14 protein-coding genes and 1 tRNA gene are annotated in these 16,804 nt (G+C 43.4%); 5 read left to right on the top strand and 10 right to left on the bottom strand.

The window, feature by feature from the left end; all coding sequences use genetic code 11:
- Positions 1-2 precede the first annotated feature (2 nt).
- From D6856_RS05395 to D6856_RS05370, 6 genes are all read right to left on the bottom strand, one after another.
- Positions 3-1,829: an ABC transporter permease gene (locus D6856_RS05395; protein ID WP_120686081.1), complete on the bottom strand. Its 1,827-nt coding sequence runs from the start codon at positions 1,827-1,829 to the stop codon at positions 3-5.
- 77 nt (positions 1,830-1,906) lie between these two features.
- On the bottom strand, positions 1,907-3,310 hold the full coding sequence (locus tag D6856_RS05390) for a hypothetical protein (RefSeq protein WP_120686080.1): 1,404 nt from the start codon (positions 3,308-3,310) through the stop codon (positions 1,907-1,909).
- Positions 3,311-3,454: 144 nt separating this feature from the next.
- Complete coding sequence (locus D6856_RS05385; protein WP_120686079.1) at positions 3,455-4,222, bottom strand: response regulator transcription factor; 768 nt, start codon at positions 4,220-4,222, stop codon at positions 3,455-3,457.
- 14 nt (positions 4,223-4,236) lie between these two features.
- On the bottom strand, positions 4,237-5,940 hold the full coding sequence (locus D6856_RS05380) for a sensor histidine kinase (RefSeq protein ID WP_120686078.1): 1,704 nt from the start codon (positions 5,938-5,940) through the stop codon (positions 4,237-4,239).
- A gap of 2 nt (positions 5,941-5,942) precedes the next feature.
- Entirely contained in the window at positions 5,943-6,998 is a 1,056-nt protein-coding gene (locus D6856_RS05375) for an extracellular solute-binding protein (RefSeq protein ID WP_207667268.1), read from the bottom strand.
- Between the two features lies 1 nt (position 6,999).
- Positions 7,000-7,344 (bottom strand): phenylpyruvate tautomerase MIF-related protein, encoded by a 345-nt coding sequence (locus D6856_RS05370; protein WP_120658211.1) that lies wholly within the window; start codon positions 7,342-7,344, stop codon positions 7,000-7,002.
- 175 nt (positions 7,345-7,519) lie between these two features.
- Between D6856_RS05370 and D6856_RS05365 the strand changes: the two genes are divergently transcribed.
- The 3 genes from D6856_RS05365 (at position 7,520) to D6856_RS05355 (ending at position 10,112) form a co-directional block, all read left to right on the top strand.
- Positions 7,520-8,047 (top strand): hypothetical protein, encoded by a 528-nt coding sequence (locus D6856_RS05365; protein WP_120686076.1) that lies wholly within the window; start codon positions 7,520-7,522, stop codon positions 8,045-8,047.
- Positions 8,048-8,059: 12 nt separating this feature from the next.
- Complete coding sequence (locus D6856_RS05360) at positions 8,060-9,802, top strand: carbon starvation CstA family protein (protein ID WP_120686075.1); 1,743 nt, start codon at positions 8,060-8,062, stop codon at positions 9,800-9,802.
- 236 nt (positions 9,803-10,038) lie between these two features.
- A tRNA-Arg gene (locus tag D6856_RS05355) sits at positions 10,039-10,112 on the top strand.
- A gap of 14 nt (positions 10,113-10,126) precedes the next feature.
- Here D6856_RS05355 and D6856_RS05350 read toward each other — a convergent pair.
- From D6856_RS05350 to D6856_RS05335, 4 genes are all read right to left on the bottom strand, one after another.
- The gene (locus D6856_RS05350) at positions 10,127-11,407 is read right to left on the bottom strand and encodes a tyrosine-type recombinase/integrase (RefSeq protein WP_120686074.1); all 1,281 of its coding nucleotides are present in this window, start codon (positions 11,405-11,407) and stop codon (positions 10,127-10,129) included.
- A 107-nt stretch (positions 11,408-11,514) separates the two neighbouring features.
- The gene (locus D6856_RS05345; RefSeq protein ID WP_120686073.1) at positions 11,515-12,867 is read right to left on the bottom strand and encodes a virulence-associated E family protein; all 1,353 of its coding nucleotides are present in this window, start codon (positions 12,865-12,867) and stop codon (positions 11,515-11,517) included.
- On the bottom strand, positions 12,827-13,459 hold the full coding sequence (locus tag D6856_RS05340) for a CHC2 zinc finger domain-containing protein (RefSeq protein ID WP_120686072.1): 633 nt from the start codon (positions 13,457-13,459) through the stop codon (positions 12,827-12,829). Before D6856_RS05340 ends, D6856_RS05345 begins: the two co-directional genes overlap by 41 nt.
- The gene (locus D6856_RS05335; RefSeq protein ID WP_147367808.1) at positions 13,456-14,697 is read right to left on the bottom strand and encodes a plasmid recombination protein; all 1,242 of its coding nucleotides are present in this window, start codon (positions 14,695-14,697) and stop codon (positions 13,456-13,458) included. The genes D6856_RS05340 and D6856_RS05335 overlap by 4 nt, the downstream gene beginning before the upstream one ends.
- Before the next feature lie 544 nt (positions 14,698-15,241).
- On the opposite strand from D6856_RS05335, the gene D6856_RS05330 reads away from it, so the two are divergent.
- The gene (locus D6856_RS05330; protein WP_120686070.1) at positions 15,242-16,096 is read left to right on the top strand and encodes a helix-turn-helix domain-containing protein; all 855 of its coding nucleotides are present in this window, start codon (positions 15,242-15,244) and stop codon (positions 16,094-16,096) included.
- The gene (locus D6856_RS05325; protein ID WP_207667267.1) at positions 16,093-16,773 is read left to right on the top strand and encodes a sigma-70 family RNA polymerase sigma factor; all 681 of its coding nucleotides are present in this window, start codon (positions 16,093-16,095) and stop codon (positions 16,771-16,773) included. Before D6856_RS05330 ends, D6856_RS05325 begins: the two co-directional genes overlap by 4 nt.
- Positions 16,774-16,804 lie beyond the last annotated feature (31 nt).

The following is a 16,804-nucleotide window of genomic DNA, read 5'->3' as shown; positions in this document are numbered from 1 at the left end:
GATTACTTTCCTCCTATGCCACTGTCAAGGCTTGCGCCAGTCAGCTTATTAACAAGTGTGTTGAATACCAGGATCGTCACGATGAGGATGAGGTTGATCGCACTTGAGAATGCGTATAGACCCATTTCATCGAAATAATCGAGTGTTGTCGAAAGGATAAATCCCTGCGTGCAGAGAAGAAGGAACAATGACAATTCTCTAAGGCAGGTCATAAACGGTAAAAGATATCCGCTTATGATCGAAGATTTCTGGATCGGTATGATGATCCTTGTCATTCTCTTTATCCAAGGCGTATCCATGATGACCGCCGCCTCTTCAAGCTCATTGCTTATCTGAAGCATGGAGTTAAGTGAGCTCCTTGATGCAAAAGGAATATACTTAACCACACCTGCGATGATAAGCAGCGTGTATGTGTTGAAGAGATTGATGTGCTCATTGGAGAACAGGATAAAGAACGCTGCTCCCACTGCGATCGATGGCATAAGATAAGGCAGGAATGCCACGTTGTTAACGTAGTTGGCCCACTTGTTTCTTCTCTTTTTTGCAACGGCGTAGCCGATAAGTGTTCCGATGGTTCCTGCGATGAGTGCACAGACAACTGCAAGGAACAATGTTCCGAAGAATGCATGCCATATTGTATTGTTATACAGAATTCCGGATTGTCCGTACATTCCGTTTTCAGTCACGTTTTCGTTTGTAACCCACCACTTTGTTGTGAGATGAGCCAGATTTCCTGTGTAGAGGAAGCTGTAGTCACCGGGGTTGGGAAGGAAGGTCTCAAGTGCAAAAAGAACTATCGGCCAGATACTTGTAAAGAATGTGATGAGAATGAAAATGATTCCCACAACATATTTTCCCATTTTTCCGATGGTAAGCTTTGTGAGCTGACCGGATTTTCCGGTAACCGTTGTATAGTTTTTGCGGCTCTTTAAGCTCATCTGGTTCATTCCAAGGATCAGGACACCGAATACCATCATGATGATCGCAAGGATACTTGCTTCACCGGTATAGGTACTGTTCATTGAAATGTACTTGGTTGAAAGTGTAGTAAGGTTTAAGTAATGCGGTACGGGATAGCTTCCCATCGCACTTCCGAATACCAAAAGTATAGTTGAGAGAATGGCGGGCTTGATCATGGGAAGTGTTACCTTGAACATGATCTTCCACTTGGGTGTATCGAGGATAGTTGCCGCCTCCTCAAGGTTTGCATCCATGTTCTTAAATATTCCGCCGATCAGGATATAAGCAAAGGGTGCATAGTGAAGGCCGAGTACCATTGCGCTTGGGAATACTCCCTGACACCACCATGTCGGAAAATAAACATGGAATATTGCTGCAAGAAGTCCGTCACTTGTTCCCGTCACTTTGTTGGAATAGAACATGTGCTGCCATACTACAGCGAGTGTCCACTGCGGCATGATGTAAGGGAAAATAAAGATCGAACTTAAATATTTTTTGAATTTCATGTCGGTCCTTGTTACCAGGAAGGCAAAAAGGCCGCCGAACAAGATCGATATCACACAAGTAAGAACCGAAAGGATCACTGTGTTAAACAGCGGTGTCCAGAGGTTTGTCCTTGCAAGTTTACTGGTAAAAAGATCTGTGTAGTTTACTATTGTATATCCGGAAACTCTTTTGGTCAGATGCTGATCTATAGTTCCGGGATGGATACTGAACGTATCTTTTACGATTGCTATGATAGGTGCGACAGTACTAAAGGTTAACACAATCCCAAACAGCAAAAGTATTATATTCTGAGGTTGGGAAAACCAGGTCTTTACCTTATTTTTGAAAATCGCACTTTTGTCTGGTTTTGCGATTGCTTCCATTTTTTACCTCTTTTCCTTAAAAGGGGATGCCACCTCTTTTTATAAAAGCGGCATCCCTCTTGTTATTTAACTAAGGATCACTCTCCGGGTGCATAGTGGTCGAGCACGTCTATCCAGCTTCCTACTGAGAAAGAAACTTCTGAACAGTATGCGGGATCCTCAAGAACAAGCTGACCGTTTGTTGTCCACCATTCATATCCGCGGTCGTTCTTTGCAGGGAACTCATCTCCGCCACCCTGTGAGTGATGGAATGTTGCTTCGATCTCCTCTGCAACCTTAGGATTGGATGAATATCCGCCCATGTCCTTGCCCCATGCTTCAAATCCCTGCTCTGTGCAAGTCATGAATGCGATGAATGCGCATGATGTCCAAGGAAGAGGACTGTTCTTTGTAAGGAAAAGATAATGGCAATAGCCGTATCCGCCGATTCCTGTGTATCCGTCTTCGTATGCCGCAACCTTGATGTTGTTAACGGATACTGTTGCTGACTCTTCTACTGAACGAAGCTTGGAATAAACAAGAAGTCCTGCCTGATCCTTTGCGGATGCATCTACAAGTGTGTTGCAGATAGGACCGTCATCTGTCTGCTCGTTGTAGCTGTTAACCCAGAGCTTGATCCATGCAAGAGCGTATGCTCCGTTTGCACCAAGTCCAAGGTCGTTAGCGTCAGCCTGCATCGCCTTGATAGTAGGCTCGAAGTATGCTTTCTTTGTATCATCGAGCTTGTCGTAAGCTTCTTTGAGCCATGTAGCATACTTATCTTCTGTGAGCATCATAAGGAAGTTCTTTCCTACGATCTCAGAGTCAACACCCATGAAAAGAGGATGTACTCCGTCATATACGAAGTCCCAACAGTTGTTGTATGTTGCGCTTCCTGTGCTGTTGTACATAAATACCTTGTTAAGTGTCTGAAGAGGAAGGAATCCCTCATAAGAATCCGCAGACGTATTGTTTGCTTCAGCCCACTCCTTAGGAATGAATGTCTTTAAGATATCTGTATCTACCATCTTGGACTGGATCTGATTTCCGTCCTGGATAAGTGTCATAGCGAATGTTCCTTCGCTCTTTAATGAATCTGATGTGAGCTGCTCGAAGATCTTGTTGTTCTTGGGCTGCTGCCACTCGAATTCCATATTGTATGATGAATCAATTGACTGTAAGTACTCGATAAATAAAGGAAGTGCTGATTTTCCGCGGCTGGAATTACCTACGCCGTAGAATGTCTTGCCGTTAGACTCTTCAATAGCCTTTGCTGCAAGTTCTTCCATTGTCATTGTCTCCGCCTCCGCGATGATGGCGTCGATACCTGTAAGTTCGGCTGCAGGAGCTGCGCTCTCTGCTGCTGTTTCAGCAGGGCCGTTAGCTTCAGGTGCTGCCTGGTCTCCCGCCGGAGCTGTGCTTGCTGCTGTATTTCCGCAGCCTGCAAGAGCTGTTACTACCATTGTGAATGACAGAATAGCTGATAATACTTTCTTTTTCACGTTTCTTCCTCCTTTTATTCCAAAAAAAATGGATTTACCAAGTGTGTATCCACTTGCTAAATCCATTGTAGTTTTGCGTATTAAACATTTATATAAGACAAATCTGATATTTTTTGTTTGATTATGACATCTTTTGTTTTTGGCTTATTCAAGCCCTTTTGCCTGATAATCCGAGGGTGATTTTCCGACCAGTTTTTTAAACGTATTGGAAAAATATGCTATATCCTGATATCCCACTTTTTCTGCGACTTCATAGACTTTGACCTGAACATTCTTTAAGTGGTTCATAGCCTTTCTTATGCGATATCTGGTCAGATAGTTTCCGATGCTCATATCTGTCTCTGCTTTAAAAAGTCTGCTTATGTGGCCTTCGCTCACGCCCATGGACTCCGCTAATTTTCCCAGCGAAAAATCCGCATCCGAAAAATGATTCTCAATGTAGTCGATCGCGCTCTGTACGTACCTGTTTGATATATCCTCTTTTTTCTTAAGTCTTATGAGTTCATCTTCAAGCTGGGCATCATCTGTATTCGAAGTCATCGGATGAAGGTGTAAGAGCTTCTGGACCGAGCCTTCAAGCTCTCCGTCTTTAAAGGGTTTCAAAAGATAATCCGAAACGCCCAGTTTTATCGCTGCTCTCGCGTACTCAAATTCATCATATGCCGTAAGGAATATTATCTTCGTATTGGGAAATCTCTCATGGATCTTTTCCGCAAGTTCTATCCCGTTCATCTTGGGCATCTTGATATCTGAGATGACAAGGTCAGGTCTGTGCTTGATCGCAAGCTCGTAAGCAACTTCTCCGTTTGGAGCTTCCGCCACGACCTCACAACCGATAAGATCCCAGTCTGTCTCGTTGATTATTCCTTGCCTTACATATTTTTCATCATCTACTATCATTACTGATGTCATAATTTCTCCATCGCCTACGGCTGGTCCTCGGAATACGGGAGCGTTACTATCATTACGGTTCCGCCCTCCGTCGGTCTAAATGCCATAACTCCGTATTCTTTTCCGTAGTATAATCTTATGATCGTGTTGACGTTGTTAAGTCCCAAATGGCCCTTTAAAGTCTCAACGTCGTCGTTGTTGAGTGCAGTAAGCATCTCATCACTGATCCCTTTTCCGTTATCCTGTATGGATATTTTCAGAAGATTGTTTCCGTTTGCTGTATCATGAACTGCCGCAACATAAATGTGTCCGTCGTCCATATCTTCCATTCCATGGATTATCGCGTTCTCTACGATCGGCTGTAAGATCAGCTTCGGAATAACTGCGTTCATCACTTCTTCCGGTACATCTATTGTTAGGTCGAATTTATCGTCAAATCTTATCTTCTGGATATCACAGTAGTTCTGAACAAGTTCAAGCTCATTTGATAATTTACAGAACTGCTTTTCCGATATTCCGGTTCTTAGTATCCCCGCAAGGGAAGAAGAAAGCGTCGCTACTTCATTGACACCGTTCGCCTTTGCAACCCACTTTATCGTATCAAGAGTATTATACAAAAAGTGTGGGTTCAGCTGCGCCTGCATCATCTTTATCCTGGTCTCGTTAACTCTTCTCTCTGCTTCGACTCGCTCTTCCATAGTGGTCTTAAGCTGGGAAGTCATCTTGTTAAAGCCTGTTGCAAGCTGCTCAAATTCATCGTCTCTTTCAAGCTCTATCTTCGCATCAAAATCGCCTTTTCTAAATCTCTTCATCGCCGATGAAAGCGCCGCTATAGGTTTAGAGAAATACTCACTCATCCTTGATGCGACAAGGAGACACACAAATACGCTTATGATCGACAATATCACTACGATCTGATATCCGACTCTCGCAGCTCCTTCTCCGAGCGCGGGCGGTGTCACGTATATGCACAAAAGACCTGTCGATCCAAGCTCCGTTATATAAATATTGTTATTACTTCCGTATGTATATTTCTGTCCGTTCAGGAAATTTTCCCTGATGACCGAAAGCTCGCTTCCGTCTTCAGCTGTTCCCAAAAGACATATCGGTCTTAAAAACCCTGTCGTAAGCATGAGGCCGTCTTTTGAATTGATCTCTTTACTAAGTCTTTCTTCTACTGCATTCTGTTCAATCCTTATTACGACATATCCGTTTTCTTCGCCTTCCGTGATCTGCCTTGCCATTAAAAGGGCGGCTCCTCTTTCGGAAGAGGATCTGGGATCGAGCGAATAAACTGTTTTTCCCTTCTTGGAAAGGGCTTCTCCAAGTACCGAATAATTCTGAGGAAGGTCCTTATTTCCGGTGTCGGTCCAAGTACTGTATAAACACTCTCCGCCTTTATATATTCCAAGCCCGGCAAAATCTCTTATATCTCTTGAGGCTTCATACAATGCTGTATAGATATCAAGAGAGTTGGAATAATCGCTTTCAAGCGCCGCCTTTATGACTTTGCTTTTTGATATTTTATCAAGCGCTTCGTCCGACATCCGAAGGTCGCGCTCCATATTCTTTTTTATCTCGGAGACCTGTTCGAGATCTCTTTTGGCATAGTCGGAAGACAGCTTTGTAAGGAATCCCTGTATCGTAAGTATTCCGCCGATGATCACAAGCGCAAGAGTTACTGTAAGGAATATCACGAATATCTGTCTTTTGAAGGACTGTCTTATAACACCTTTCATACTCAGTCCTCCCCGCCTTCAAGCTCGTTCCAGATCTTGAACACTTCTTCCTCTTTGGCCGCCGATTCTTTTATATCCAATCTTATAAAAGAAGTATCTCCGAATGCCTTAGACAACTCAACATCCTTGCGCACGGGTCTTCTGTAGAAGTTTTCCATCGCGTATTTTTGGGTGTCATAGCCGACCACAAAATCCATAAATCTGCCGGCATTATAGCTGTGCGGCGCATTTTTTACCATTGCACAACCATCGGGGATCGCGCTGGTTCCGTCCTCGGGATAGATAAGCGCGATGTCATATCCCATCGCTATGTACTTCTTGGCAGTTTCCTCCAGAGTTATTCCGATAAGATATGTTCCGTCGGATACATAGGGAATGACTTCTCGCGACGAATCAAGGATATTGTCTCCAAGCTGCTCATAAAAGCGAGGCACCAATGTTTCGGATTCCTCGCCAATGATCTGTTCCATCGTAAAAAGGATCGTGTAGCTTGTTCCGGAATTCCTTATATCGGCAAATGCAATCTGCCCTTTCCATTTCTCATCAAAAAGATCGTTCCATTTCCTCGGGATTTCGCTCGGGCGAACAAGCTTTTTGTTATAGATAAACACTATCGGAAGTTCCGTAAAAACTGTCCATGAATTATCGAATGCCGCATAGGTTCTGTCGAGCTGCTCACTACTCTGTGTCTTATAGGGCATAAAAAGATCTTTCTGCGCTTCGAAGCTTTCGATTCCGCCGCCAAACATGACGTCACATTCTCCCTTTTCGGAAGCTTCTCTCGCCTGACGCATCATCTCTGTTGTTCCGCCGGCATGGACGTCGACCCATATCCCCGTGCGACTTTCAAATTCTCTGATAATAGGAAGATAAACTTCTTCTTTATGTGATGTGTAAAGTATTAGCTGATTGTCTTCCGGTACTGCATACTTCTGAGAGATGTAATCAACATTTCTGTCCCTGTCGCTTTGCGCGCATGCCGAAAGCAGCAGTGTTGCCACTGCTGTCACTATTGCTATCGCCGACTTATTAAAATGTCTGATCACTCTTTCATACACTTTAGAAGTTACTTCCGTTCCATCCCCAGTCGTCTGCGGGAGTATATTTTACATAGATATTGTCGGGTGCGATTGAAAGAACCTGTCCGAAGATTTCTGTTATCTTGGCAGTCAGCTTATTAAACGCATCCTTGTTTGGTCCGCCAAATACCATTACCTCAACGAAAGCCATGGGCTTTGAATTATCGCCTTTAAAATAAAGATGATATCCGTCTTCAAAACCTGTCATGAGCCAGCTTTCGCTCTTTCCGGGTATTATCGATATTGCCTGTCCGAGCTTTTCCTTCAGCTCTTTTTCCTGATCGGGTGTGATCTTAACGCTTATCTTTGAGTTTATAAAAGGCATTTTCTTTTCTCCTGTGCTTTTTTATTTTCATTTTACTCACTTTTTTTGTACATTACAAAATTAATGTTTTATCCATGATATTAATTTTATTATCTTGCAATAACACGTCATCGTGGTAAAGTAAAAAGTGGACTATCTTTTCCACATCCATAAATTTGACCTGAAAGGTGATGAGATGATTTCATCAGACATGTATTTGAAGGAGCTTCTGCTCCGATATCAGGCAAGTTTCGATATCACAGAAAACTTTACTATAGGAGATTGTACATTTCCTGCATATGCGTGGTTTCATTCTCTGAGCGAGAAATACGTTCTTAAGAGGGAAGCTCAGCTTTGGGCTGTCACGATTTTCGAGCACGTCTTTTTTATAAAAAAAGAGTCCGTTGATTGTGCCGATCTTGAGAAGCTGCTCGATTTAATAAGGGAGTCGATCGAGCCTGTTCTCGTTAGGAAAAATGAGAAATACCCGGAAAAGGACCATATGTGTTCTTATCTGACTTTTATCATTATCAGCGATAAAGCTCCTGACGCCGCTACCAAAAAGGCGATCAAGAAATTTAAGTTTGATAAGGGTTACCTCTTTAATTTTAGAGGACACAGCGAAGCCAGGCTTGCGGTCACATCGACCGATACGCAGGAAGTGCTCACAAATTATGGCGGAAAAGAGCTAAAAAGTATGTTGTGTGATATCTACAAAAATTAGGAGGAAAAAAGTATGAATGCAGCAGTATTATTAATCATCAGCATTGTCGTTCTTGCTGTGGGATATGTTCTCTACGGCGGATGGCTTGCTAAACAGTGGGGTGTTGATCCAAGTCGTAAGACACCTGCACATGAGCTTGAGGACGGTCTTGACTATGTTCCCGCCAAAGCACCTGTGCTTATGGGTCACCACTTCTCATCAATCGCCGGAGCAGGCCCTATCAACGGACCTATTCAGGCAGCCGTTTTCGGATGGGTTCCTGTTCTTTTATGGGTACTTATCGGCGGTATCTTCTTTGGTGGCGTACATGATTTCGGAGCTCTTTTTGCTTCACTTCGCCACAAGGGTCAGTCAATCGGTGAGATCATCGATGATTCAATGGGTAAGACAGCAAAGAAGCTGTTCATCACATTTGGCTACCTTACACTTCTTCTTGTAGTTGCAGCTTTCTCATCGATCGTTGCTAGTACTTTCGGTGTTACGACATCCGCAGGTGCCGCAGTTGAAGGTGCTACTTTGGCAGCTAACCAGTCAACAGCCATGATCTCTATTTTATTCATTCTTTTGGCTATCGTTTTTGGTTTCTTTGTATACAGAAAGAACGCTCCTATCGGAATCTCTTCCGTTATCGGATGCGTTGGCATTATTGCCGTAGTTTTCATCGGACTTAATTTCCACCCCATTGCACTTACTTACAATCAATGGATGTGGATTCTCGGAGCATATATCCTTATAGCTTCCGTAACTCCTGTCTGGATTCTTCTTCAGCCTAGAGATTACCTTAGCTCATTCCTTCTTTATTTCATGATCGGCGCTGGTATAATTGCTATTATCGGTGCTACGGTTACAGGTCATGGAAGCTTCGCTATCCCTGCTATGGGAGATGCAGCTCTTAAGGGAACAGGCGTATTCACAACAGGTACTGCTTTCCCTGCTCTTTTCGTAACCATCGCTTGTGGTGCTATTTCAGGATTCCACTCACTTGTTTCTTCAGGTACAACCGCTAAGCAGCTTGATAACGAGAAGGATGCTAAGCCCGTTGCTTTCGGTTCAATGCTTATTGAATGTATCGTTGCGGTTATCTCTCTTTGCGCTATCGGCTTTGTATGGGTTGCCGCTTCAGACGGAACATACGCAAGCCCTACACAGGTATTCGCAGGCGGTCTTTCAGCAATGATCGGTTCTTTCGCACCCGGCATGCAGGATATCATGTATCAGCTTCTTATCCTTGCTGTTTCTGTATTCTGTCTCACATCACTTGATACAGCTACTCGTCTTGCAAGATACATGTTGCAGGAGTTCTTCGTAGAGAATGGACAGACAGCAAAAGATCTTACAGGCTATAAGAAAGTTATCGCTAATCCTTATGTTGCAACAGCAATCACCGTTGTACTCGGCGTAAGCCTTGGTATGACAGGATACACCAAGATCTGGCCTCTCTTCGGAGCAGCTAACCAGCTTCTTGCAGCTATCGGACTTCTTGCAGTTTGCACATGGCTTGGCGCTGTAGGAAAGAACAACAAGATGTTCTACATTCCTATGACTTTCATGCTTGCTGTTACAATCTGCTCACTTGTTCAGACAATCAAGGCTAAGCTTACTGCTTACACAACAGGTGCTGCCGATGTTTGGGCTCTTATCCAGGCTCTCATCGCAGTTCTCCTCGTTGTTCTTTCAATTATCCTTGCTGTTATCGCAGGAAAAACTCTTGTTAAACAGTTCAAAGAAAAGAAGAACGGTAAAGCAGCAGCATAATTAATACTAACTCATCAGCCTCATCTCATTTATTGATTTGAGGCTGATTTTATGCTAATATACATAAGTCATGTTTCCGTAGCTCAGCAGGATAGAGCGTCCGCCTCCTAAGCGGAAGCTAATGGCTTGAAAGCCGCATAAATAGGGGAAATTTTAGAAGCTCGATTGAGTGAGTGTGAGTGAGTAAAACTAAATACCGTTAACAAAGAATATATGATATTCTATGTTTATAGCATGTCTACGTAGCTCAGCTGGATAGAGCACCGCCCTCCTAAGGCGGGTGTCGGAGGTTCGAATCCTCTCGTGGACGCTTTGAGGAGCCGGTCAGGGCTCCTCTTTGCATATCAGGCGATCCTTGATCACATCCAGCCGCCTTTTATCCGTAAGAGAATAGTGCGTTTCGTTAGTCTGAACCTCATGCCCCAGGATCAATGCTCTGTCTGATGCAGAAAATCCCAATTCAATCAGCCTTGAATTGAAAGCCATTCTGAAAGCATGATTATTGGTCGGTACACATCCGAGCCTCCTGCAGCGCTTACGCAGATTCTGAGCATAACCGTCCGTTGGTATCATTTTCGAACAGTTTTTTTCATGAAACAGATAAGGGGAGTCCCCGGGAATAGCTTTAGCTGCCTCGATTACGCATCTTGCATCTTCCGTTATCGGGATAAACCTGCCATTATGCGGATGCATACGTTCATCTTTGGTATAGCCAACCTCTACCAGGTTGTTGTGTTTTCCCTCTGACACCTTAATCTGCTGTCTGTGTATATGAATGAAATCATCCTGTACATCTTCGACATGCAGTGCTGCCAGTTCACCGGCTCTCATACCGGTTTCTTTTGCAAGAAGGGACATTAACACACGGGGATTATCCAGATGTTTTTGTGCATCTTCAGTTATCCTGGCAAGCTCCTCCTCTGAAAAAGCCTTTTCTTCATCCGTTTTGACCTCCTGATCGCAGTGTTTATAGTAATCCTGCGCTTCTATATAACGGGTAGGGTTATCAAAACAGATTTTCTTCCTGATACCGTAATCAAAAACGGCTCCGAGGGACTGAATCATTCTTTTAATAAAATCAGGCTTCGGATTATCCGGAAGTAGCTTGGAAACAATGAATCTGCGGATATCTTCATCCGTGATCTCGTTGATATCCTTTTCGAGTAGCTCCTGGGGAACATGTTTAAAGCGGTTACGATCGGTAGTGATCGTCTTATCACGCCTGTTCAGGCAATTCTGCTTGTAGTCCATGAACATTTCAAAGACCTGTTCCAAAGTTTTTGCCCTGTTTTCTGCTTCATAATAGAAATCATAGAGTTTTTCCAGCAGTTTTTCTTTTGTGTTGGCGGTTAGCTCCTTTCTTTTGGAATCGACATACACATAAGTCTTGTAACATCCGTTTTTCCAACTACTGCTGGGCGGTAATCGGAAGATGTCTCTGGGATGATGGGACATAACAAACTCCCGTTTCGCCATTGTAATCATTTCTTCTACCTTGGCAGATCCCATACCACAGTTCAATAATAACTGTATATCTCTCATGCGTAAAGAGGTATTGTTATCAAGAACGATAACAGCCGCCTCATTATTGTTTACTATTGCCAATGTTTTTCTCCTTGTATACAAAAAAAGCAACCAGCAACGGCAACCTTCCAAAAGAGTCTTTTGGTTAGTTGCCGCATTTGGTTGCTATGTTTATAGTTACTGGTTTGTTATTTAAACGGTATTTCCATCTGTTCGGAGATCTTTATAAAGCCATCATCCGATGATGTATCAGCTTTTCGTCTCCAAGCGCGTACTCTTCCGTATCTTGAAACAGTTCGTGTTCCAACAGCCTTCCATTCCGGGAAATGATGCATCATTTCTGAGATCCTGTTGCAGTCGCTCTTCTTAAGCTGGTCATACTGCGAATAACCCAGGGCTTCATATGCAAGCATTTTGACGCACACGTATTTTTCCTGAGTATTTGTAAGGAAATACTCTATCGACTCCTGATCGTTATCTTCCGGAGTGAAACGTTCCTGGTACTTTGCCAGTTCAGCCTGCAGGTGTCTTGGAAGTGTAAGAGAGAACTTGCCGCTTCTGTATATTTCCATAATTTCAGCCCATACTTGAAGAATGTATTCACGGGACTCGTCTTCATTATCCAAAATATGAACCTTAGCCTTATCCATATGGGTTTCAATCGGAATGATGCGTCTGTTGCCGCTCTTATCCATCGGGAGAACTTCCATTTTATTGGAAGTACCGCCAAAGACACACTGTCGTCTCCTGTCCTTGGGATGCTTTTCATAGGGTGTTCGGTAGGTATCCTTTTGGCGGCTTAAGAAGCTTTTTATCTCCTCTACTCTTCTGGAATTGAGCGTTGCCAGCATTTCCGGCATCTCTACGATCCAGTGTCCCTGCAGTTTGACCACGATCCTCTCATCATCGAGCCTCTTAAGATCATCGGAAAAGTATTCATCCTTTATGGCAAGGAACCTGAAAAGAGTGGATTTTCCGGCTCCCTGGTCTCCCACTAAACATATGGAAGTTTCAAACTTGCATCCGGGATCAAATACCCTGCATACAGCTCCCAGCATGAACAGCTTTATGGATTCTGTCGTAAGCTCGGACTTTTCAACACCGAAGAAATACGAGAGCATGTCCTCAAGACGGTAAGTACCGTCCCACACCAGATCGTTTAGTAGATCCCTGATTGGATGGTATCGATTCTCATTAGCGATGATCTGTATAGCCTTTTCGATTACATTTGAATTACTGATACTATAGTTTTCTTCTATATAAAGTGTGATATAGGCCATGTCGGTATCATTCAGGATGTCACCTTCTCTCCTCCAGCCGAGATCTTTTGCGATATCTATCCTTTCGGTAAGCTCATTAAGGCGGATCGCTCCCACAAAAAAAGGATCCTCTTTCAGGATCCTTACTACATTTGATATCGTTGGCTTGGGGGTTCCTCGCTCTGATAGTTCAAGCGATTCTCGTAAAACTTCTGTAGGAAGTAACTCCCTTCCTACTTCACTAAGCTGCTCTTTGCTGAGCTTTGGTAATTTCTCGTTCATAATATTCAATTATCTCCTCTCTGTGTTTGTAAATGTCATATATTTCTTCATCCTCTCCGAAATCAAGGACATCCAGAATGTATTCAACACGGTCCTTACAATGGATTGCCGTAACAAACCGTTCATCGATCATTTCTGCATTCCACTGTTCTTGAGTAGGGGCATATTTCTGCTCCCAGTCATGCAGAACACGGAAAAATTCGGACATCTTCAGTCGGAACTGTCTCAATTCTTCGGCATAAGCGCGACGGATATTCATTTCAATTTCCTTTTCCTTGGCGTTTCGGATCCTGGTATTTCGTTCTTCCCGGGATTCTCTTTTCCACGGTTCAATGGGTATGTTAAAGTCATCAGCTATCTTATAGGCAGCCTCTTTTGCACCAAGACCGTACAATCTTCCGACATAATCAACCGCATCTCCATCAGCCTGGCAGCCGAAACAGTGAAATCTTTTATCAAGCTTCATGCTGGGATGTCTGTCATTGTGAAACGGACAACAGGCCATGTCGTTACGGTTGATCTTAAGCCCGTAGTATTCAGCCACTTGTCTTGCTGAGACATTATCGCGGATTGTATCAAATAGTCCCATCATCTCTCCTCCCAATCTCTGCTTTTTTCTTTTGTAGGCACCTGTCTTGAAGCATTATGCTCAGCAGATTTCTTCTTGTTTCTTTCGAGAATTTCCAGAACAGATTCTCTTGCAACGTGAGCAATCTCTTCCTTGTTTTTCTGTTTAATTTCAGGCCTTTGAAGAATCCCTTTGACTTTTTCAAGAAGAACAGCAGTATTACGTGCAAGCCTTTCCATCACGTTATCCAGAATCTTTTTTATGAAGTTCTTCTGTTTATCTGGAGCATTACGCTTGGGATCAGTAAGTACATCACGATACTCTTTTACTATGTCGATATCCGCCTTTACGGTTTCTTCCTTAACTGTCTCAGTAACAACCTCACAGGCTTTTTCATATGCTTTCTCAGCGACCTCTTCAGCCATGGCGTCGATATCCGCTATCTTTAATTCCTGCTCAGCGATGTATATTGCGTTTGCGGCTTTTACCTCTTCCTGCTTGGCAATGATGAAGTCATTTTTTTCCAAATGTTCTTTCCCTTCGAGAGGGACTTTTTCAATAGTGATCCCATGTTTTTCGGCAATTTCGATGTAAATCCGTCTTATTTCTGCATCGAAACTCATCTTACGATTATTGTTTTTTCCGGATTTCTTTTCAGGATCCGGTCTCTCAAAGCCGAGTGCTTCACATGCCTTATCCTGTTTCGGGAAATTCGTTCCGTAACCGTCATCAGCAAAGAATACATGCCTTTCATGAATGTGTGGAGTAGCCTCATCCATGTGAAGCGCCCAGTCAAGAACCTTGATATTTGATCCGTAATGCTTTTCAATTTCATCCTTCAGTTCAAGAAAAACCTGGACAAATAAAGCCGGATCCTCATGACCATCCTTGGTGCCGAGCTGATAGACTGATTCCTCCGGGCAGGTTTTCGGATCCTTCAGAATGTCTTCGACAGATCTGATCCTTTCTTTGTGTCTTGACTGTCGGTGGCGTTCATTCTGTGCTTCGATCGAATCTCCAAACTGATCCGTATAATAAATGAGTTCGATCTCATCAAAGGTGAATTTCCGCTCCGGTCTTATTCCGTTTTCATCCGGAAAGTTCAAACCTTGATAGCAATCCCAATAGACATTTATGGAACATCGGGTTTGATCAATATGCCCGGCGTTATCCAGATCAAATGTCCTGTCATTGTGACCGGCTCGGAATACTCCGGCCGCTCCTGTTCTTCCGTTGTGCCTTGTTGCTCTTGTTTTTTTCATAGCTTCTCCTTCCTTTCTGCCAAGAAAAAAGGAACCGGTTTTACCCGATTCCTCTTCTCGCTTTTGGCAAATCATGTTAATAAGTTGCTTTGGATTTCCGGCGGAGCCGCCCCTGTCCTAAGCGAAGCGCGACAGGATATAACCCAATACAATGTGTCGCACACGACACATCATTGGGCCAAGGTTGCACCTTGGATCTGCCCAGGCGCTTCGCCCTGGACCCGACGGGATGCATGTCTCAGTTTAGCTACGGTCGTTGCAATATTTGCGCAACGGCACATAGTAAACTTTCTACAATACATCCCGGCAGGAGTCTTACTCCCGCACCCTTGCGTAAGGCTCTGCCTTTACAATCCGTCAAAGAGCTGCGCTCTATGAACACCGCTCTAATTAATTATTCGTATGAAAATGGTCCGGTTTCTGATTCTGCAGTAAATTGCATTTTTGGGAATCAGATTCGTTTTCATTTTCATATTTTGATGCAGATTTGCACCGAATATGTTAAGATAATTTATGTATGATCGAGCAGAAAGGATAGTTACCGATGGGCGAATATTTACCGGGGAATCTGCAGGAAAGACTGAGGGAACTCCGTGAAGCCAATGGCTTCAAAAGCAGGGAAAAACTTGCTGAAGTCATTGGAGTGAACAAGACTACATATAGCCGGATCGAGAACGGATCTACCAAGACTATCAGCAGCGATATCCTGTTGAAGCTGGCAGATCTATACAAAGTCCCCACAGATTATATCCTCGGATTATCCGATACACCGGAGAACACGGGATACGATATCAAAGAACTTGGGCTGTCAGTTGAGGCGGCCAAGAATCTGTATTCCGGTAAAGTGGATCCCCGGGTTATCAATGAGCTTCTCATAAATGACAAGTTCGCTATGGCAACAAGGATGATGGCAACATATTTTTCGGGTGCCGTGGCAGAACTTATGGTCACACAGAATAAACTTTTGGATTTTTCGTATGATCTATTGTATGAACTGACTCAGACGGAAAAGATTCCAAATGATAACAATATCAAGGATACAAAAAAGAAGCTTAAAGCTGCCAAAGTGCCGGCTGGCTATATGGAACTTGATAAGATACAGAGACAGCTGATGGCATCGATCAAAGAAGTGAAAAAGAAAGTCGTAGGTGAAGTAGCTGCACTTAATGACCAGGCGGAGATATTGGATTATGAAATAATAGAGAAGGTTAAAGAGGAAGCGTTATCTGTTCCGAATCTAAAGAATTACCCTGAAGAAGAAAAGGCCAGAATCATAAAGGAAGCTATTATAAAAGGAATACAGATAGATACAAACATTGATGATGAAAAGATGGTAACAGTGGAACCTATGGTAGAGCAGATAGTTTCCCTGCTGATACAGTTATGGAAAGAAAAATGACAGACAATATTGACGAAACAGAAAAACATAACAGGGAACTATGTGAGCTGGTTAAGCAGAACGATCTTTATGCTCAGACAGAAATCCTTCTCCTGAATGAGGGGCTTATATCTCAGCTTGCAAGAAGCCTTGAGATCGCACATGATCTTGATATAAATCATTACGGCGGTATAGAACTGGATGACATTCTTCAGGAAGGACGGTTTGCACTGCTTGAGGCCGCCAAGAGTTTTGACGAAAAAGTTGATGTTAAGTTTTCCACATTTGCGTATACCGTAGCCGGTAATGCCATGAGGGATCTCTGCCGAAAGGGAGATTCTTCATTTGAAAGGCAGCTTGCCAATCATGGTATAGTCCAGGTATTTCTGGATGATAATCCGGTGGATGAAGACGGAGTACCGGAGGCCGAAAAGGTTCGGGACGGAAAGGGTCGTGATCCGGTAGGCGAAGAAGCAGTGCTCAGAGTTATGATTCAGAAGATGCGAAACCGTCTTGAATTATTACCAGCACGGGAGCGAAGACTTCTTATGTATCGATATGGTATACAATCACTTGAGTATAAAACGATTGCCGAGACAGCCGCATTCTTCCATCTGACAGAAAACTACCTTCGTCTCATAGAGAAAAGGGCTCTTGGTGTATTACGAGAAGGAATGAATGACGGAAAGATTCTATAATTATATATAATAAGAAGGAAAGCAGGAGAAT

The sequence above is a fragment of the Butyrivibrio sp. XB500-5 genome (genome assembly GCF_003625505.1).
In the GTDB taxonomy this organism is placed as follows: Bacteria; Bacillota; Clostridia; order Lachnospirales; family Lachnospiraceae; genus Butyrivibrio.
The sequence above is the reverse complement of the archived record's forward strand: the minus strand, read 5'-3'. Positions and strand labels throughout refer to the sequence as shown.